This is a genomic window from Streptomyces sp. NBC_00996, from assembly GCF_045162675.1.
In the GTDB taxonomy this organism is placed as follows: domain Bacteria; phylum Actinomycetota; class Actinomycetes; order Streptomycetales; family Streptomycetaceae; genus Streptomyces.
Genome location: NZ_CP108723.1, coordinates 5,390,723 through 5,408,559, shown reverse-complemented (window position 1 = coordinate 5,408,559; position 17,837 = coordinate 5,390,723). Strand labels below are relative to the sequence as shown.

General features: G+C 69.3%; 17 protein-coding genes. 5 read left to right on the top strand and 12 right to left on the bottom strand.

Annotation, left to right across the window (positions count from 1 at the left end):
- Nucleotides 1–90 precede the first annotated feature (90 nt).
- The 4 genes from OG390_RS25505 to OG390_RS25490 are packed head-to-tail and all read right to left on the bottom strand — an operon-like array spanning nt 91 to nt 3,825.
- Complete coding sequence (locus OG390_RS25505) at nt 91–1,035, bottom strand: MerR family transcriptional regulator (RefSeq protein ID WP_406171337.1); 945 nt, start codon at nt 1,033–1,035, stop codon at nt 91–93.
- The gene (locus OG390_RS25500) at nt 1,032–1,223 is read right to left on the bottom strand and encodes a hypothetical protein (protein ID WP_406171335.1); all 192 of its coding nucleotides are present in this window, start codon (nt 1,221–1,223) and stop codon (nt 1,032–1,034) included. The genes OG390_RS25505 and OG390_RS25500 overlap by 4 nt, the downstream gene beginning before the upstream one ends.
- Nucleotides 1,220–2,986 carry an SDR family oxidoreductase gene (locus tag OG390_RS25495; RefSeq protein ID WP_406171334.1) on the bottom strand — a complete coding sequence of 589 codons (1,767 nt, stop codon included), beginning with the start codon at nt 2,984–2,986 and terminating at the stop codon, nt 1,220–1,222. The genes OG390_RS25500 and OG390_RS25495 overlap by 4 nt, the downstream gene beginning before the upstream one ends.
- Nucleotides 2,983–3,825 (bottom strand): M24 family metallopeptidase, encoded by an 843-nt coding sequence (locus tag OG390_RS25490; RefSeq protein ID WP_406171332.1) that lies wholly within the window; start codon nt 3,823–3,825, stop codon nt 2,983–2,985. Before OG390_RS25490 ends, OG390_RS25495 begins: the two co-directional genes overlap by 4 nt.
- A 258-nt stretch (nt 3,826–4,083) precedes the next feature.
- On the opposite strand from OG390_RS25490, the gene OG390_RS25485 reads away from it, so the two are divergent.
- The 5 genes from OG390_RS25485 (at nt 4,084) to OG390_RS25465 (ending at nt 7,994) form a co-directional block, all read left to right on the top strand.
- A complete protein-coding gene (locus OG390_RS25485; RefSeq protein ID WP_406177853.1) occupies nt 4,084–5,082 on the top strand; it encodes an ABC transporter ATP-binding protein in 999 nt (332 codons plus the stop codon).
- A complete protein-coding gene (locus OG390_RS25480; RefSeq protein ID WP_406171330.1) occupies nt 5,072–5,977 on the top strand; it encodes an ABC transporter permease subunit in 906 nt (301 codons plus the stop codon). The genes OG390_RS25485 and OG390_RS25480 overlap by 11 nt, the downstream gene beginning before the upstream one ends.
- Complete coding sequence (locus OG390_RS25475) at nt 5,974–6,885, top strand: ABC transporter ATP-binding protein (protein ID WP_406171327.1); 912 nt, start codon at nt 5,974–5,976, stop codon at nt 6,883–6,885. Before OG390_RS25480 ends, OG390_RS25475 begins: the two co-directional genes overlap by 4 nt.
- A 10-nt stretch (nt 6,886–6,895) precedes the next feature.
- Nucleotides 6,896–7,615: an ABC transporter permease gene (locus OG390_RS25470; protein WP_406171325.1), complete on the top strand. Its 720-nt coding sequence runs from the start codon at nt 6,896–6,898 to the stop codon at nt 7,613–7,615.
- A gap of 130 nt (nt 7,616–7,745) precedes the next feature.
- Nucleotides 7,746–7,994 carry a hypothetical protein gene (locus OG390_RS25465; protein WP_406171323.1) on the top strand — a complete coding sequence of 83 codons (249 nt, stop codon included), beginning with the start codon at nt 7,746–7,748 and terminating at the stop codon, nt 7,992–7,994.
- Between the two features lie 442 nt (nt 7,995–8,436).
- Here OG390_RS25465 and OG390_RS25460 read toward each other — a convergent pair whose 3' ends face one another.
- The 8 genes from OG390_RS25460 to OG390_RS25425 form a co-directional block, all read right to left on the bottom strand.
- Nucleotides 8,437–9,270, bottom strand: coding sequence for an HAD family hydrolase (locus OG390_RS25460; protein ID WP_406171321.1), 834 nt, complete (start codon nt 9,268–9,270; stop codon nt 8,437–8,439).
- Nucleotides 9,267–10,544 (bottom strand): serine--tRNA ligase, encoded by a 1,278-nt coding sequence (gene serS, locus OG390_RS25455; RefSeq protein WP_406171319.1) that lies wholly within the window; start codon nt 10,542–10,544, stop codon nt 9,267–9,269. The genes OG390_RS25460 and serS overlap by 4 nt, the downstream gene beginning before the upstream one ends.
- Nucleotides 10,545–11,323: 779 nt before the next feature.
- Nucleotides 11,324–12,256 carry a prephenate dehydratase gene (pheA, locus tag OG390_RS25450; protein ID WP_406171318.1) on the bottom strand — a complete coding sequence of 311 codons (933 nt, stop codon included), beginning with the start codon at nt 12,254–12,256 and terminating at the stop codon, nt 11,324–11,326.
- 142 nt (nt 12,257–12,398) lie between these two features.
- Nucleotides 12,399–13,838 carry an iron uptake transporter deferrochelatase/peroxidase subunit gene (efeB, locus tag OG390_RS25445; protein WP_406171316.1) on the bottom strand — a complete coding sequence of 480 codons (1,440 nt, stop codon included), beginning with the start codon at nt 13,836–13,838 and terminating at the stop codon, nt 12,399–12,401.
- A gap of 8 nt (nt 13,839–13,846) precedes the next feature.
- Complete coding sequence (locus OG390_RS25440; RefSeq protein ID WP_406171314.1) at nt 13,847–15,814, bottom strand: copper resistance CopC/CopD family protein; 1,968 nt, start codon at nt 15,812–15,814, stop codon at nt 13,847–13,849.
- A gap of 13 nt (nt 15,815–15,827) precedes the next feature.
- Nucleotides 15,828–16,262 carry a copper chaperone PCu(A)C gene (locus tag OG390_RS25435; RefSeq protein ID WP_406171312.1) on the bottom strand — a complete coding sequence of 145 codons (435 nt, stop codon included), beginning with the start codon at nt 16,260–16,262 and terminating at the stop codon, nt 15,828–15,830.
- A gap of 41 nt (nt 16,263–16,303) precedes the next feature.
- Nucleotides 16,304–16,957, bottom strand: a complete 654-nt coding sequence (locus tag OG390_RS25430) for an SCO family protein (protein ID WP_406171311.1) — start codon at nt 16,955–16,957, stop codon at nt 16,304–16,306.
- Nucleotides 16,958–17,086: 129 nt separating this feature from the next.
- The gene (locus OG390_RS25425; RefSeq protein WP_406171309.1) at nt 17,087–17,815 is read right to left on the bottom strand and encodes a YcnI family protein; all 729 of its coding nucleotides are present in this window, start codon (nt 17,813–17,815) and stop codon (nt 17,087–17,089) included.
- Between the last annotated feature and the right edge of the window lie 22 nt (nt 17,816–17,837).

Here is a 17,837-nt window from a genome sequence, read left to right as displayed (position 1 = left end):
GCATTTGATTTTGATTCGGAGGTTTGATCCACAGCCAAGTCCTGTTATCCACAGGGGAATTGACGATTCTGTGGACAACTCGCAAGCGCTTTAGGTCGTTTCATCAACTTTGCTTCTATTGCCTTGGTTTGATGCGAGACGGTTCAAGGTGCGGGCCTGCACCTCCCGTTCAGCGGCGGCCGCGACGAAGGCGGACACGTGTTCCACGCCAACCAGCCCCTCTACAGCCCGCATTGTGTCCACCGGAATCTCCACCGTGTGCGTCTCATTGCGGTGTTCCACCGCCTGCCCCGCGCCAAGGTGTTGATGCAGGTATCTGGTGGCGAACAGCCGCATGGCTCGGGCCAGTTCGGCGTCCACTGTCTGCTGCGCGAGCGGTCGCAGCCGTCGTACGAGCGAGGCCGCCTCGGCCGCGTCCGCGTCGGTGGGCGGGTGCTCCCCCAGATAACGCGCGAAGACGTGCTCGGTCGTGAACTCCAGGAAACGGGAGGCGATGTGCTCCACCTGACCCCTCAACTCCCGCAGATGGCCGGAGATCGCGGACAGCGGAACTCCCGCCGCGTGCAACTCGGCTGCCACGGCCAGCTCTTGAGGGCTCGGGACGAGGAAGAAGTCCTCGTCCCCGGGAATCGTCTCCAGCACGCCGAGCTCCACGGCGTCGGCCACCGCGGCGTCGTCCGGGCTGCCGCCGAACCGCTCGTCGAGCTCGGCCCGCGAGATCCGGGCCGCCTCCTCGTCGGTCCACGGCCCGTCGACCTCCGCGACCAGGCCCAGGATCCCGCCGAGGCCCCGACCCGCGTCCCAGGCCTCCAGGAGCTCCTTGATGGAGGCCAGCGTGTAGCCGCGGTCGAGGAGATCGGCGATCTGCCGCAGCCGGGCCAGATGGGCGTCCGCGTACACATTGGCGCGGCCGCGCCGCTCTGGGCGGGGGAGCAGCCCGCGGTCCTGATAGGCGCGGATCGTGCGGACCGTGGCACCGCTGTGGTGTGCCAGGTCCTCGATCCGGTAGGTGACACCGACCGACTCGTCGCTCACGCTTCCTGCCCTCCCACAGCGTCGGGCGACATCGCCACGCGATCGCCGTCCGACCGATCGCCCCCGCCGCCGACCGCGCCGCCGGCGACTGCGCCAGACCCCCAGTCGAAGGACACCCGCCTCGGGGCGATCGCGTAGTGGCCGTCGCCGGCGGAGTCGCCCACCGAGTCGCTCGGCATCTCGTTCACAGCGGTGGCTCCCATCGCGCGATCGCGCGCAGCGCCTTCGGCGTGAAGCGCGACATGAGGTGGGCGCCTCGCGCCTCCGGGGTGACCGGCACGACCGCCTGGTTGCGGACCACCGCGCGCAGGATCGCGTCGGCCACCTTCTCCGGCGGGTAGTTGCGCAGCCCGTACAGCCGCGCAGACTTCTTCTGGCGCCGCTTCTCCTCGAGGGCGTCGACCCCGGCGAAGCGCGCGGTCGAGGTGATGTTCGTGTTGACGAAGCCGGGGCAGATCGCCGAAACGCCGATGCCCTGCCCCGTCAGCTCCGCGCGCAGGCACTCGCTGAGCATCAGGACGGCCGCCTTGGAGGTGCTGTAGGCGGGCAGGGCCTTCGACGGCTGGTATGCCGCTGCCGACGCGGTGTTGACGATGTGGCCGCCCTGGCCGCGCTCGGCCATCTGCTTCCCGAAGAGCCGGCAGCCGTGGATCACGCCCCACAGATTGACGTCGAGGACCTTCTTCCAGTCCTCGGTGGTCGTGTCGAAGAAAGATCCCGACAGGCCGATCCCGGCGTTGTTCACCAGCACGTCCACCACGCCGTACTCGGTGGCGACCTTCTCGGCGAACTTCTCCATGGCCTGCTCGTCGGAGACGTCGACCGTCTCGGCCCAGGCTTCGGGGGAGCCGATCAGCCGGGACATCTCCGCCGTGCGGGCCGCGCTCTCGGTGTCCCGGTCGACGGCGATCACGCGCGCGCCCGCCTCGGCGAACGCGAAGGCGGTGGCCCGTCCGATGCCACTGCCCGCGCCGGTGACCAGCACGAGCTGGCCGCCGAAGCGATCCGCGTACTTGCCGGTGGCCACGGTGTCCTGCACGGGCACCCCGTCCTCGTTGGCGTGGACGAACTCCGTGATCCAGGCAGCCAGTTGATCCGGGCGTGTACGCGGAATCCAGTGCTTGGCAGGAAGCGTACGGCGCACCAGCTGCGGGGCCCACTGCTCCAGCTCGTCGTAGAGCCGCTCGGAGAGAAACGCGTCCCCCAGGGGCGTGATGAGTTGCACGGGCGCGTGCGCGTACGCGTCCTCGCGCGGTCGGTTCAGCCGGGCCCGTACGTTGTCGCGGTAGAGCCAGGCGCCGTGCGCCGCGTCGGTCGGCAGCGACGGGGTCGGGTAGTCGCCCGAGGGCACCTTCTCGACCCGCTGGAGGATCTTCGGCCACTGCTTGCCGAGGGGGCCGCGCCAGGCCAACTCGGGCAGGACGGGCGTGTGCAGCAGGTACACGTACCAGGATTTGGCGCCCTGGCCGAGGAGCTGCCCGACCTTGCGCGGGGTCGGCCGCTTCATGCGGTGCTTGATCCAGTGCCCGAAGTGGTCCAGGGACGGTCCGGACATCGACGTGAAGGACGCGATCCGGCCCTCGGTGCGCTGGACGGTGACGAACTCCCACGACTGCACCGAACCCCAGTCGTGCCCCACCAGGTGCACCGGCTTGTCGGGGCTCACCGCGTCCACGACCGCCAGGAAGTCGTCGGTCAGCTTCTCCAGCGTGAAGCCGCCGCGCAGCGGCTGTGGCGCCGTCGACCTGCCGTGTCCCCGTACGTCGTACAGCACCACGTGGAATCCGCAGCGGTCGGCGAGGCGCGTCGCGACCTCGGACCACACCTCCTTGGAGTCCGGATAGCCGTGCACGAGGACCACCGTGGGCTGCGTTTCGTCGCCCAACTCGGCGACGCACAGCTCGACTCCGCCCGTCCGCACCCAGCGCTCGCGCGCGCCCTGGAGACTCACTTGTCCTCCGCCCAGCGCCGCACGTGCGGCAGATCGTCGTCCAGCCAGAACGCGCTCGCTTCAGGGTCCTTGGAGTCGGTGACGACCAGGATCTCCTCGAACTTCGCGCCCGTACCCCGGAAGCCGAGGTGCGGTTCGACCGCCCACAGCCCCGGCCGGGGCGGATGGTCGGAGAACCTGTAGGGCGACCACAGCGGCGACCAGCCGTCGCGGTGCCCGTGGATCGCGTCGCTCGCCAGCCCCTTCAGGGACTGGGTGCCGAACCCGAACAGATGCGGCGACCAGGGGCGTTCCTTCACGCGGTCCACCTTGTGGGCGATCACGCCGAAGGGATACGCCCGGTGCCGGTTCGCACAGCCCTGGCGGACCATGAGGCGGTCCACGTCCTGGTAAATCTCGCGCAACGGCCGCCGCTCGCGCACCTCGCGCAGGATCAGCTCGCGGTGCGCCTCCAGGTCGGCGAGCAGCTTGTCCTGCACGGGGTTGAGCCCGAGCGAGCCCGAGTAACCGATGTCCGCCGTAAAGCCCTTGTGGACCGGGGCCATGTCGAGGATGAACGGCATCCCCGGCTCCAGGCGGCGGTTGGTGGGGAAGAACTGCAGCGGAATCCGGAAATTCACGAACGCCGTGCGGTCCCCGAACCAGGCGAAGGGCAGATGGAACCAGTCCCGCACCCCGCGCTCGCGCAGCCGCTCGCGCTGCATGCGTGCCGCCTCGCGCTCGGTCACACCGGGCTTCAGCTGCGCGGCCACGGCCTCCGCGCACTCGTACGCGAGGCGCTGCACCTCCCTGAACCCCCGCAGTTCCGCGGAGAGTTCACCTGTCACTGCCGTCGTCATGCCACCGTCCCACCCTGTGTCCACGCTGACTGCGGTACGTGCCCGTAACTTGACACTGGTGAATGTGACAGTTGTTAGAGGCTGCGTCAATAGACCCGCATGACGCCTGTGGACAACCGAGTCGGTGTGGATAACGGACCGCCGGTTGTTCGACCTCAGGGGGACCCCTACGGGCCCGTACGACTGGAGTCTGATGCGGATCCAGCTCCGTGGTCTGACGACCGCTGTGGCGTGCGCCACTACCTTCGAAGCGTGACTGTGATCGCGACCGAAAGCCTGAGCAAGCGGTTCCCCAGGGTGACCGCTCTTGACCGGCTCTCCGTGGACGTCGGGCCCGGTGTAACCGGACTCGTCGGAGCCAACGGAGCCGGCAAGTCCACACTGATCAAGATCCTGCTGGGTCTGTCCCCCGCCACCGAGGGCCGCGCACAAGTGCTCGGCCTCGACGTCGCCACCGAAGGCGGCGCCATCCGCGAGCGGGTCGGGTACATGCCGGAGCACGACTGCCTGCCGCCCGACGTCTCGGCCACCGAGTTCGTCGTCCACATGGCGCGCATGTCCGGGCTCCCACCGGCCGCGGCCCGCGAGCGCACCGCCGACACGCTGCGCCATGTCGGCCTGTACGAGGAGCGCTACCGCCCCATCGGCGGTTACTCGACGGGCATGAAGCAACGCGTGAAGCTCGCGCAGGCCCTCGTCCACGACCCCCAGCTGGTCTGCCTGGACGAGCCGACCAACGGCCTCGACCCGGTCGGCCGTGACGAGATGCTCGGCCTGATCCGTCGCATCCACACCGACTTCGGCATCTCGGTCCTGGTCACCTCGCACCTCCTGGGCGAACTCGAGCGCACCTGCGACCACGTCGTCGTCATCGACGGCGGCAAGCTGCTGCGCTCCAGCTCCACCACGGACTTCACCCAGACCACGACGACCCTCGCCATCGAGGTCACCGACACCGACGAGCACCCCGACGGCACCGGCGCCGTGCGCGACGTGCTCCACGCGCGCGGGATCGAGACCCACGACGGCAGCGGCCTGCCCGGTGCCGGACACATCCTGCTGCTCACCGCCGAGGGCGAGGAGACGTACGACCTCGTCCGCGACGTCGTCGCCGACCTCGGCCTCGGCCTGGTCCGGATGGAACAGCGCAGGCACCACATCGCGGAGGTCTTCAAGGACAGCGACGAACAGCGGGCGCGAGACGAACAGATGACGGGCGACGACCAGCGGAAGGAGGCGGTCGGTCATGGCGGTTGAGCACTCCCTCACCCAGCCCGGTGAGCAGACTCGTATCCACAACATCGGCTACCGCAACTACGACGGCCCGCGCCTGGGCCGCGCCTACGCCCGCCGCTCGCTGTACTCGCAGTCCCTGCGCGGCGCCTACGGACTCGGCCGCTCGGTCAAGTCCAAGGTGCTGCCGATGCTGCTCTTCGTAGTGATGTGCGTCCCCGCGTTGATCATGGTGGCCGTCGCGGTCGCCACCAAGGCGAAGGACCTGCCCGTCGACTACACGCGCTACGCGATCATCATGCAGGCCGTCATCGGCCTGTACGTCGCCTCCCAGGGACCCCAGTCCGTCTCGCGCGACCTGCGCTTCAAGACCGTCCCGCTGTACTTCTCGCGCCCTATCGAGACCGTCGACTACGTACGCGCCAAGTACGCGGCGCTGGCCTCGGCGCTGTTCATCCTCACCGCCGCGCCGCTGATCGTGCTCTACGCAGGGGCGCTGCTGGCCAAGCTCGACTTCGCCGACCAGACGAAGGGATTCGGACAGGGGCTGGTCTCCGTGGCGCTGCTGTCGCTTCTCTTCGCGGGCATCGGCCTGGTCATCTCAGCGGTCACGCCGCGCCGCGGCTTCGGCATCGCGGCCGTCATCGCCGCCCTGACCATCTCCTACGGGGCGGTGTCCACCGTCCAGGCCATCGCGTTCGAGCAGTCCAGCACGGGAGCAGTCCCGTGGCTCGGCCTCTTCTCGCCGATCACGCTCATCGACGGAGTGCAGACGGCCTTCCTCGGCGCCACCTCCGCCTTCCCCGGAGGGGAAGGCCCCTCGTCCGGGCAGGGTGTCGTCTACCTCATCGTCGTCCTGGGTCTCATCGCGGGCTGCTACGGCCTGCTGATGCGCCGCTACCGAAAGGTCGGGCTGTGACCACGCTCAACATCGACCACGTCTCGCGCTGGTTCGGCAACGTGGTGGCGGTCAACGACATCACGATGACGATCGGCCCCGGAGTCACCGGCCTGCTGGGCCCGAACGGCGCCGGAAAGTCCACCCTGATCAACATGATGGGTGGCTTCCTCGCCCCCTCCACGGGCACCGTCACCCTCGACGGCCGGCAGGTCTGGCGCAACGAACAGATCTACAAGCACATCGGCATCGTCCCCGAGCGGGAAGCCATGTACGACTTCCTCACGGGCCGCGAATTCGTCGTCGCCAACGCCGAGTTGCACGGCCTCGGCGTCAAGGCGGCCCAGAAGGCGCTCGCCACGGTCGAGATGGAGTACGCGCAGGACCGCAAGATCTCGACGTACTCCAAGGGCATGCGGCAACGCGTGAAGATGGCGTCCGCGCTCGTCCACGACCCCTCCCTGCTGCTGCTCGACGAGCCCTTCAACGGCATGGACCCGCGCCAGCGCATGCAGCTCATGGATCTGTTGCGGCGGATGGGCGACGAGGGCCGCACGGTGCTGTTCTCGTCCCACATCCTCGAAGAGGTCGAGCAACTCGCCGCGCACATCGAGGTGATCGTCGCCGGACGGCACGCGGCGAGCGGCGACTTCCGGCGCATCCGCCGCCTGATGACGGACCGCCCGCACCGCTACCTCGTCCGCTCCAGCGACGACCGGGCGCTGGCCGCCGCGCTGATCGCCGACCCGTCGACGTCCGGCATCGAAGTGGACCTGGCGGAGGGCGCGTTGCGCATCCAGGCGGTCGACTTCGGACGCTTCACCGCCCTGCTGCCGCGCGTCGCGCGTGAGCACGGCATCCGGCTGCTCACGGTCTCGCCGTCCGACGAGTCCCTCGAGTCCGTCTTCTCGTATCTCGTCGCGGCGTAGGAGGCCCAAGATGTACGACCCCACAGTCGCCCGGCTCACCTATCGGGGCCTGCTCGGCCGCCGCCGGGCCCTCATCCTCGGCGCCCTGCCCGCCCTGCTCATCGTCATCGCCGCGGCCGTACGCAGCTTCTCCGGAGCCGACGACCAGGTGGCCTCGGACGTGCTCGGCGGGTTCGCGCTCGCCACGATGGTCCCGATCATCGGCGTCATCGCCGGCACAGGCGCGATCGGGCCCGAGATCGACGACGGCTCGGTGGTGTATCTGCTGGCCAAGCCCCTGAAGCGGCCCGCGATCATTTTCACCAAGCTGATCGTCGCGGTCGCCGTCACCATGGCGTTCTCGGCGGTGCCGACGTTCATCGCGGGCATGATCCTGAACGGCAACGGCCAGCAGATCGCCGTCGCCTACACCGTGGCCGCCCTGGTCGCCTCGATCGCGTACGCGGCGCTGTTCCTGCTCCTGGGGACGGTGACCCGGCACGCCGTGGTCTTCGGGCTCGTCTACGCGCTGGTCTGGGAGGCCCTCTTCGGGTCGCTGGTGTCCGGGGCGCGCACCCTCAGCGTCCAGCAGTGGGCGCTCGCGGTGGGCCACAAGGTCACCGGTGGCGACCTCGTCACCTCGGACGTGAGCCTGCCCACCGCGACGGTGCTGCTGGCCGCGGTCACCGTGCTCGCCACCTGGTACGCCGGGCAGCGGCTGCGGTCGCTGACACTGGCGGGCGAGGAGTGAGCGGGGGCTCCACGCGTGCGTGCCGGTGGTCGCCGCGCACGCACGCGTGGAGCCCCTCTTTCTTGACAGCGGCTTCACGTGTGTCGGGGCACACTGAGCAAACGGGGACGTACGGCCGGGAGGAACGGGGATGGCATCCGAGGAACCACGAGGTGACGGTCGCGAGCAGTCCGGGGACGTCGGTGACGTCTGGGACGACCTCGTACTGGACGAGAGCTTCATACGCTCCGCGGAGACGACCGAGCCGTCGGCCCGTGCGCGTATGCTCGCCGCCCGCTGGCGCGAGGGCGGACCCGATCCGCAGCCCTGGCGGTCCGACGAGCCGCCCGCGGGGTGGTTCTTCAGCAAGGGACGTCGGCGCAGGTGGCGCCGCCGGTGACCCCAGCGGGGGCGGTCTTTGATCAGTGGCGCCCAAGTCGGTGTACGTGCACAGTGGGTTGTGCACGTACGCCGAGCCGGGCGCCACATTCTGGGAGAGAAGCCCGCAGCGGGCTCCGGAGTAGTTACCGTTCCTTGGCAGCAAGCAGGAGCAAGTCCCCTCACCGGCACACCCCGAACGGTCTTGGGCGCACTGGTCGTCCGCTTTCGCATCCCGGGCGGCGACACGGATCGTGTCCGTGGTCCGAGCCGGGCGGGCGGATCCCCTGACGACCTGGCTCGCCGAGTGCGGCCAGAGGCGAGGGGAAGGCCCTGAACATCTCTCCGGTGGAGCAGGCGTCCCGCACGCTGGCACCGCAACCGGCTTTCCAGATCGCCCAGTTACGCCATTCCGGCCCCCGCGTCGCTCCGCAACCCTGTAAGCCGACCATCACACGATCGAGCTAACCGAGCAACCGCTCCAGCACTACCGCGATGCCGTCCTCCTCGTTCGAGGAAGTCACCTCGTCCGCGACCGCCTTGAGCTCGTCGTGGGCGTTGGACATGGCCACGGCGTGGGCGGCCCAGGCGAACATCGGGATGTCGTTCGGCATGTCGCCGAAGGCGATGGTGTCCGCGGCCTTCACACCGAGCCGGCGGGCCGCCAGGGACAGTCCCGTCGCCTTGGAGAGCCCGAGGGGGAGGAGTTCCACTATCCCCGCGCCGGCCATCGTGACGCCGACGAGTCCGCCCGCGACCTCCGTGGCCACCGAGGCCAGCTCGTCGTCGGAGAGCGTCGGATGCTGGACGTACACCTTGTTCAGGGGCGCCGACCAGAGGTCGGAGGCGTCCCTGATCGGGACGACCGGCAGCGGGCCGTCCTGCACCCGGTAGCCGGGGCCCACCAGCACCTCGCCGTCGAGCCCGTCGCGGCTCGCCGCCAGCAGCAGCGGGCCGACCTCCGCCTCGATCTTGGCGAGCGCCAGACCGGCCAGCTGCCGGTCCAGGGTCACCGAGGTGAGCAGCCGATGCTCCCCCGCGTCGTACACCTGCGCGCCCTGACCGCACACCGCGAGGCCCTCGTAGCCGAGGTCGTCGAGGATGTGCCGGGTCCAGGGCACCGCGCGCCCGGTCACGACGATGTGTGCCGCGCCCGCCGCGGTGACCGCGGCGAGCGCGGCACGGGTGCGTTCCGAGACCGTCTCGTCGGAGCGCAGCAGCGTTCCGTCGAGATCGGTCGCGACGAGCTTGTAGGGGAACGAGGCGGTTGCCCCGGTCGACCCGGTGGTGCCGGTCACTTGGAGATCGGCTCCAGGACCTCACGACCGCCCAGGTACGGACGCAGCACCTCCGGCACCCGCACGGAGCCGTCCGCCAGCTGGTGGTTCTCCAGGATTGCCACGATCGTGCGCGGTACGGCGCACAGCGTGCCGTTCAGCGTCGCGAGCGGCTGGACCTTCTTGCCGTCGCGCATGCGCACGGACAGCCGGCGGGCCTGGAAACCGTCGCAGTTCGAGGCTGAGGTCAGCTCGCGGTACTTGCCCTGGGTCGGGATCCACGCCTCGCAGTCGAACTTGCGGGTCGCGGAGGAGCCGAGGTCGCCCGAGGCCACGTCGATGACCTGGAAGGGCAGCTCGAGGCCGGTCAGCCACTGCTTCTCCCACTCCAGAAGCCGCTTGTGCTCGTTCTCCGCGTCCTCGGGAGCGACGTACGAGAACATCTCGACCTTGTCGAACTGGTGCACGCGGAAAATGCCGCGGGTGTCCTTGCCGTACGTGCCGGCCTCGCGGCGGAAGCACGGGGAGAAGCCGGCGTAGCGCAGCGGCAGCTGCTCGGCGTCGAGGATCTCGTCCATGTGGTACGCCGCGAGGGGAACCTCGGAGGTGCCGACCAGGTAGTAGTCGTCCTTCTCCAGGTGGTAGACGTTCTCCGCGGCCTGGCCGAGGAAGCCGGTGCCCTCCATGGCGCGCGGGCGGACCAGCGCCGGCGTCAGCATCGGGATGAAGCCGGCCTCGGTGGCCTGCGCGATCGCGGCGTTGACGAGGGCGAGCTCCAGGAGCGCACCGACACCTGTCAGGTAGTAGAAGCGGGAGCCGGACACCTTGGCGCCGCGCTCGACGTCGATGGCGCCGAGCGCCTCACCGAGCTCCAGATGGTCCTTGGGCTCGAAGCCCTCGGCACCGAAGTCGCGGATCGTGCCGTGCGTCTCGAGGACGACGAAGTCCTCCTCACCGCCGACCGGGACGTCGGGGTGCACCAGATTGCCGAGCTGGAGGAGGAGCCGCTTGGCCTCCTCGTCCGCCTCGTGCTGTTCGGCGTCGGCCGCCTTGACGTCGGCCTTGAGCTGCTCTGCCTTCTTCAGCAGCTCGGCGCGCTCGTCCGGGGAGGCCTTGGGGATCAGCTTGCCGAGCGCCTTCTGCTCGGAACGCAGCTCGTCGAAGCGGACGCCGGACGACCTGCGCCGTTCGTCGGCGGAGAGGAGGGAGTCGACGAGGGCGACGTCCTCTCCACGGGCGCGCTGGGAGGCGCGAACACGGTCGGGGTCCTCACGGAGCAGGCGAAGGTCAATCACCCCTCAAGGCTACCGGTGCGCGGTTCCGGCCAACGACTCGATATTCCCGTCCGTCGCTTTTGTTGCGTTATGAGTGAAACGCCGGATTGAATCCCTTGATCGCCAATGAGGTCTCGACGGACGGTCGAGAGGTGTCAATAAAAAGGGCGCTACTCCCTGAAACGGGGCAGAGGGGAGTCTACCGGTTGACTGGATCTCCTTGTGGGGAGCGGGACTTGGGAGGGGGTTGTCCACAGGGATTCCCGCCTCGGCGAAGTTATCCACAGGCTGTGTGGAAGATCTGTGGATTGCGGAAGTGATCATTCCGAAAGCCGCATGTGGGGCAAGGAATTCCCGGTTCAAACCATCCCTACACCCACGTTCGAGTGGAAATGCTTCGCTCCAAAGGATTGATCAAGGGAAAAGAGTGGACGAGGGGTGACGTGCGGGTCTGTGGACGAAGTTGGGGCCTGTAGGGCGATTTGTCGACGATGTAGTGCTTCGTTGTCGACTTGTCCCCAGGTCGAGAAGCGCACCTGTGGATAACACCTGTGGATGACGAAAAATCAGCAGGTAGGACTGGTGGAAATCGGCCGCGTCACTGACGTGAGACCTGCTGGGAACCGGCCATGCCAACTCGGACAGGCCGTCCTGCACGGAGCCCATCGAGCCACTCGGACCAGCCGCGTACTCAGCGCCGACTGAGCTACTCGGACCAGCCCACGTGCTCAGCGCCGACTGAGCCACTTGGACGAGCCGCCCGCTCGGAGCCGACCGAGCCATTCAGACAAGCCGACTGCTCAGAACCGCCCGTCCTGGCAACGCGCCAGCCAGTCGGACGCGGCCGAGAACTCGCTGTCCGAGGTGCCGGCCCGGGGCGCGCGTACGTCCTTGGGGTCGACCTCGGCACGGGGGTACGAGCCGAGGAAGCGCACCTGTGGGCAGACCCGCTTGAGCCCCATGAGCGCCTCGCCCACTCGGCGGTCCGAGATGTGGCCTTCGGCGTCAATGGCGAAGCAGTAGTTGCCGATGCCCTCGCCGGTCGGCCGGGACTGCAGCAGCATCAGGTTGACGCCGCGCACCGCGAACTCCTGGAGCAGCTCCAGCAGGGCACCGGGGTGGTCGTCGCGCTGCCAGATGACCACGGACGTCTTGTCCGCGCCGGTCGGCGCCGCGGGCCGGGCCGGCCGGCCCACCAGTACGAAGCGCGTCTGCGCGTTCTCCGCGTCGTGGATCCCTGTCTCCAGCGGCTGCAGACCGTACTTGGCCGCTGCGAACTCGCCCGCGAAGGCGGCGTCGTACCGGCCTTCCTGGACCAGTCGTGCGCCGTCCGCGTTCGAGGCGGCGGACTCCCAGAGCGCGTCCGGCAGATTGTTCTTCAGCCAGTTGCGCACCTGCGGCTGCGCGGCGGGGTGCGCGGTCACCGTCTTGATCTCCGACAGCTTTGTGCCGGGCCTGACCAGCAGTGCGAAGGTGATCGACAGCAGCACCTCGCGGTAGATCATCAGTGGCGAGCCCGCGACCAGCTCGTCGAGGGTCGTGGTGATGCCGCCCTCCACCGAGTTCTCGATCGGTACGAACGCGGCCTCCGCCTCGCCGTTGCGGACGGCGTCCAGCGCTGCGGGAACCGACACCATCGGGACGAGCTCCCGGGTCGCGGCCTCCGGAAGCGTGCGCAGGGCGACTTCGGTGAAGGTGCCTTCTGGGCCGAGATACGCATAGCTGGCTGGCATGACCTCACCCTAATGGGCCTTGCACAACCCGGCTCCCGCCTGTGGAAACCGCGGCCCCGAAAGGCGCCCCCCCCGGCCGACCCGGAACCGCGTCACCGGAGGGTGCCCCCGGTCGACCAGCAGCCCCGGCCCCGGGCGACCGTCAGCCCTCCAGCAGCCGCTGCCCCACGTACTCCCCATTCGCCGCCCCACCCGGCACCGCGAACAGTCCGCTCGACTCGTGGCGGATGAACGTGGAGAGCGCGTCGCCGCGGTCGAGCTTGCGCTGGACGGGGACGAAGCCGCGCAAGGGATCGGCCTGCCAGCAGACGAAGAGCAGGCCCGCGTCGGGCACCCCGGCCGTGTCGATGCCGTCGTGGAAGGAGAACGGGCGGCGCAGCATCGCGGCGCCGCCGTTCTGGTCGGGCCGGGTGATCCGGGCGTGCGCGTTGATGGGGACGACCAGGTTGCCGTCGGCGTCGGTCTTGTCCAGGTTCATCGCGGTCGTCTCGGTGCCGCCGGACAGCGGTGCCCCGGTGGACTTCCTCCGTCCGATGACGTCCTCCTGGGCCTTGCCCGAGAGCTTCTCCCAGTCGTCGAGGAGCATGCGGATGCGGCGTACGACGGCGTACGAGCCGTTTGCCATCCATGCCGGGTCGGCCGAACCCGATGCGGGCACGAAGATCCGCTTGTCGAAGTCGGAGTCGGTCGGCTTCGGATTGCGGGTGCCGTCGATCTGGCCCATCAGGTTGCGGGCCGTCATCGGTTGCGCCGTGGCGCCGGGCGAGCGATTGAAGCCGTTCATCTGCCAGCGCACGCGGGCCGCGCTGCCCGTGTCCTTCTGGACCGCGCGCAGGGCGTGGAAGGCGACCAGGGCGTCGTTCGCGCCGATCTGCACCCACAGGTCGCCATTGCTGCGCGCCTTGTCGAGGTGGTCGGAGGAGAAGTCGGGCAGCGGGTCCAGGGCGACCGGGCGCCGCTTCTCCAGACCCGTACGCGCGAAGAAGCTGTGCCCGAAGCCGAAGGTCAGCGTCAGGGACGACGGGCCCGCGTCGCGGGCGACGTCCGTGTCGTCGTGCGTGGCGGCCTCGCCCGCCATCAGCCGCTGGGCCGTTGCCGACCAGCGGCGCAGCAGCGCGGCGGCCTCCTTGCGGCCGGCGCCCGCCGCCAGGTCGAAGGCAACGAGATGGCCGCGGGCCTGGAGGGCGGTGGTGATGCCGGGCTGATGTTTCCCGTGAAACATCACCGCGTCCGCGCCGAGCGAGGTCAGCGGTGTGGCCTTCTCGGCGGAGGGCGCCGCCGAGTATCCCGCGGCGCCTCCGGCCGCGCCCAGGGCGAGACCGGTGGCACCCGCGGTGCCGAGCAGCCGGCGACGCGAAAACACGCCCTTGGGGGAGGTGCCCTGGGAAACGTCGTCCCTGGGGAAGGTGTTTTCCGAAACGACCTCCCCGGGAGAGGTCACCTTGCGAGAGGTCTCCCGAGGGGACGCCTTACGAAAGGACGTCCCCGAAGAGGGGGTCTCCCGAGAGGACACCTTCGGGGAAGACTCTTTCGGAGAAGACGCGTCCGAAGAGGACGCCTCCGGAGTGGTGTGGTCAGCCATTGCGAGGTTCAGCCGATCTGCGCGTTCTTGTTCACGGTCGTCTGGTCGATGTCGGAGGTGCGCACGGTCACCGCGATCTTCCAGTCGCCCGCCATGGGGATCTGCACCCCGCTCGCCGACCAGTGTCCGGTGGCGATGCGGTCGGGGGTGACGGGCAGCGGGCCGATCTGCTTCGCGGCGAGAGTGAAGGCGACCTTCACCTCGGGGACGTCGAAGGCCTTGCCGTTCGGCCGCTCCACGAAGACGTGCATCTCGTTGCCGCCGACCCGGGCCGGGTCGAGGGTGAGCTCGACGGTGCCCTTGCCGTCCTCATCGCCGGTGTCGAACGGCATCTTCAGGGACAGCGGTCCGGACCGCTGGGAAGCGGTCGCGGTGGCCTGCTGGGCGGACTCCTCCGTACGCCCCGGCTCGGTCGTCGTCAGCACCGTCGTGACCGCCAGCAGGACGATGGCGACGCCCGCCTCGGCCAGCACCGAGCGGCGCAGCCCCGCGCGGTGCGGGTCGGCGTCACGGATGCGCTTCTCGCGGGTGGTGGCCACGGCGGCCCGCTGCCGGGCGAGCTGGGCGGCACGCCGGGAGTCCACGGGAACGGTCGCCCGCGCCTTCTCGCGCCGCGCGACCACGGTCGCCGCCACGGACTCCGGAGCGGCGACCTCCGACAACTGCGCGGTCCAGCGGCGCGAGATCGACGCGATGCCGACCAGGACCGCCACCAGGCAGATCTTGACGAGCAGCAGCTGCCCGTACGTCGTGTCGGTGAACGCCGACCAGGAGCCGAGCTGGCGCCAGGACTGGTAGATCCCGGTCGCTACCAGCGCGAGGACGCTGCCGAAGGCCAGGCGCGAGAAGCGGCGTACGGCCGCCGCGCCGATCTGCGCTTGCGCCGGCGCCCTGAACAGGGCCGTCAGCAGCGCCGAAAGACCGCCCAGCCAGATCGCAACGGCCAGCAGGTGCAGGACGTCGACGGGCATCGCGATGCCCGGCTGCAGGCCGGTCGAGGCGTGCTCGGCCATCGCCCAGGTCGCGGCGAGGCCCGACGCGACGACGGCACCGCCGATCGCGAGCCCGAACGCGAGGTCCTTCTTCTCGGCGGCGGCCTCCTTCTCGGCGGCGTCCTCGTCGGACTCGTGAGACCCGCCGGGCCCGCCGGACGCATCGGCCTCGTCCCGCTTCACATACGCCCCGAAGAGCACCGCGATGAACAGCGCCGCCGCGGCGAGCAGCAGCAGCCGCGACACCAGCGCCGCGCCCGACTTGGTCTGCAGCACCTGCCCGAGCAGGGTCAGGTCGAAGATGTCGCCGACCTTGCCCGAACCGACGTACGCACCGCGCAGGAGCAGCAGCGCGAGCGTGGCGCCGGTCAGAGCGAGCCATCCAGTGACCACGAGCCGCTGCACCGGCCGGACCCCGGCGCCGCGCTGCCAGCAGGCCAGCACGAAGGTCGCGCCGCCGACGAGGAGGATGAATCCCGCGTACGAGACATAGCGGGCGGTCCCGTAGAGCACGCCGACCACTCCGCCGCCCGCCGCTTGGCCGGACAACGAGACGGAAGTCTGCGAGGGCGCGCCGATGGAGAAGGTGAAGGCGCCCGAGACGGGGTGGCTGTCCGCCGACACCACCTGGTAAGTGACGGTGAACGTGCCGTCGGGCAGCCCCGAGTGCAGCTTCACGCCGTACGTGGTGCCGCTCAGGTTGGTCGCCCCGCCGGTGTCGACCCGCTTGCCCTTGGGGTCGAGCACGCGCAGCGAGCCGTCGTTCATCGCGACCTTCTCGGAGAAGGTGAGCGCGACCTGGGTGGGCGCCTTGTCGACCACCGACCCCTGCTTCGGGTCGCTGCCGGTCAGCGCGGCGTGCGCGGAGGCGGGCGCCGCGCCGGCCAGGAGCGCGCCGGAGACGGCGAGGAACAGCAGCAAGAGTGTCCGGAAGTTCCTGAGGCTCTGGAGGTTCCGGAAGCGGGAGGCGATGGTCTGCGTCAAGGTGATCCCTCCCTCAGTGCCCGGTCTCAGGGGTGTACGTCGCGGACTCCACCGGCATGGAGATCTTCACCGTGCCGGACTTGGCGAAGTGCAGCTCCACGGACACCTTCTCGCCCTGCTTCGGCTTGTGGGTGAGCTTTTCGAACATGAGATGGTTGCCGCCGCTCGCGAAGTCGAGCCTGCCGTCCGCGGGTATCGCGAAGGACTTCTCCTCCTCCATCGCGCCGCCGTTGGTGGAGTGCAGCGTGACGTCGTCCGCGAGGTCGCTGGTGACCGAGGTCAGGGTGTCGGCGCCACCGGAGTTGGTGACGGTGAAGAAGCCGGCCGCCATGGAGTCCATGCTCGGGGCGGGCATGTAGGCGCCGGTGACCTTCAGTTCGGGCTCGGCCGAGGAGTCCTTGTCGTCCGAGCCGCAGCCCGCCAGCGTCACCGCCGCGGCTATGGCCATCGCGCATCCGGCGAGAGACCGCGAGGGACGGCCGGGACGCCTCACGGGTTCTCCCCCCTGATGATCTTGGGGAGATCCTTGGTGTAGTCGTCGACGGTGGCGCCCTCGCCGTACAGCACGTAGCCCCCGTCGGTCTTCGGCGAGAACGCGATGACCTGGGTTCCGTGCACGGAGACGAGCTTGCCGTTCTTGTCCTTCGACGTCGGGTCGATCGAGATGCCCAGGGTGCGGGCACCGGCCTGGATCGTGGCGAAGTTGCCGGTCAGGCCGACGAAGTCGGAGTCGATGCCCTTGAGCCACTTGCCGAGCGCGGAGGGCGTGTCACGGTTCGGGTCGGTGGTGACGAACACGACGCGGAGCTTGTCCTGCTGGGCCTTGGGCAGCTGCTTCTTGGCCACGGCGAGGTTGTTCATCGTCAGCGGGCAGACGTCGGGGCAGTGGGTGTAGCCGAAGTAGATCAGCGTCGGCCGGCCCTTGGTCTGCGCGCGCAGGTCGTACTTCTTGCCGCTCGTGTCGGTGAGCACGAGGTCCGGCTTCTCGAACGGCTTGTCGAGGATCGTCGCGGCCTTGCCGGAGTCGGCCTCGGCGGACACGTCGGCGATCGGCTTGTTGCTGTCGTCGCCGCTGCCGCAGGCGGAGAGGGTCAGAGCGGCGGCGGCGAACAGGGCGGCCGCGGCATACGTCTTCTTGCGCATAGAAAAATGTCCCAGATGTGAGAACTCCGGTGCGCACCGGGGTCGTACGACGCCTGACGGCGAGGTCGTACGCCGCTCGTCGCGGAGATGTCGTACGACGTCCCGGTGCGCACCGAAAGCGGTAGGGCCTCAGGCGTTGGTACGCCGACGGCCGGCCACGACGCCGAACGCCACGCCCGCCACGCCGACGACGACGCCCACGACGCCGAGCACGCGCGCGGTGGTGTCACTGCTGTCGGAGGATGACGCTGCCTCGGTGGTGTCCTCGGCGGCCGCCTTGGAGTCCTCGGCGGTCGACGAGCCGTGGGAGTGGCCTCCCTCGGAGGCGTCGGACAGCGTCAGCACCGGAGCCGGGTTCGCGGGCTCCTCGGCGCCCTCCTTCTGCGGTTCGATCCAGCGCACGACCTCCTTGTTGGAGTAGGTCTGGATCGCCTTGAAGACAAGTTCGTCCGCGTCCTCGGGCAGCGCGCCGACGGAGAGCGGGAACTTCTGGAAGTAGCCGGGCTCGATGCCCTTGTCGTCGGCGGTCCAGGTGACCTTGGTGACGGCCTCGGAGATCTTCTTGCCGTGCATCTCCAGCGGCTTGTCCAGCTTGGACTTGGTGACCTTGACGGTCCAGCCGTTGATCGGCTGCGGCATCACCGAGGCCAGCGGGTGGTCGGTCGGGAAGTTCACCTCGAGCTGGGTGGTCGAGGCGTTGTCGCGCTCGTTCGGGACCTTGAAGTCGATGACCGCGTAGTCGCCCTTGGCGGCCGTGCCTTCCGGCTGCACGCTGACGTGCGCGAAGGCGGGGGCGGACAGGACGAGCACGGTCGAGGCGGCGGCGACACCGGCGGCGGCGATACGAGAAGCCTTCATGGCAGGGAACACTCCACTTTGA

Excerpts from the sequence above, each read along its gene's own strand:
- OG390_RS25490 (WP_406171332.1), bottom strand. The coding sequence starts at position 3,825 with ATGACGACGGCAGTGACAGGTGAACTCTCCGCGGAACTGCGGGGGTTC.
- OG390_RS25480 (WP_406171330.1), top strand. The coding sequence starts at position 5,072 with ATGGCGGTTGAGCACTCCCTCACCCAGCCCGGTGAGCAGACTCGTATC.
- OG390_RS25470 (WP_406171325.1), top strand. The coding sequence starts at position 6,896 with ATGTACGACCCCACAGTCGCCCGGCTCACCTATCGGGGCCTGCTCGGC.
- OG390_RS25465 (WP_406171323.1), top strand. The coding sequence starts at position 7,746 with ATGGCATCCGAGGAACCACGAGGTGACGGTCGCGAGCAGTCCGGGGAC.
- pheA (WP_406171318.1), bottom strand. The coding sequence starts at position 12,256 with ATGCCAGCCAGCTATGCGTATCTCGGCCCAGAAGGCACCTTCACCGAA.
- efeB (WP_406171316.1), bottom strand. The coding sequence starts at position 13,838 with ATGGCTGACCACACCACTCCGGAGGCGTCCTCTTCGGACGCGTCTTCT.
- OG390_RS25435 (WP_406171312.1), bottom strand. The coding sequence starts at position 16,262 with ATGGCCATAGCCGCGGCGGTGACGCTGGCGGGCTGCGGCTCGGACGAC.
- OG390_RS25430 (WP_406171311.1), bottom strand. The coding sequence starts at position 16,957 with ATGCGCAAGAAGACGTATGCCGCGGCCGCCCTGTTCGCCGCCGCCGCT.
- OG390_RS25425 (WP_406171309.1), bottom strand. The coding sequence starts at position 17,815 with ATGAAGGCTTCTCGTATCGCCGCCGCCGGTGTCGCCGCCGCCTCGACC.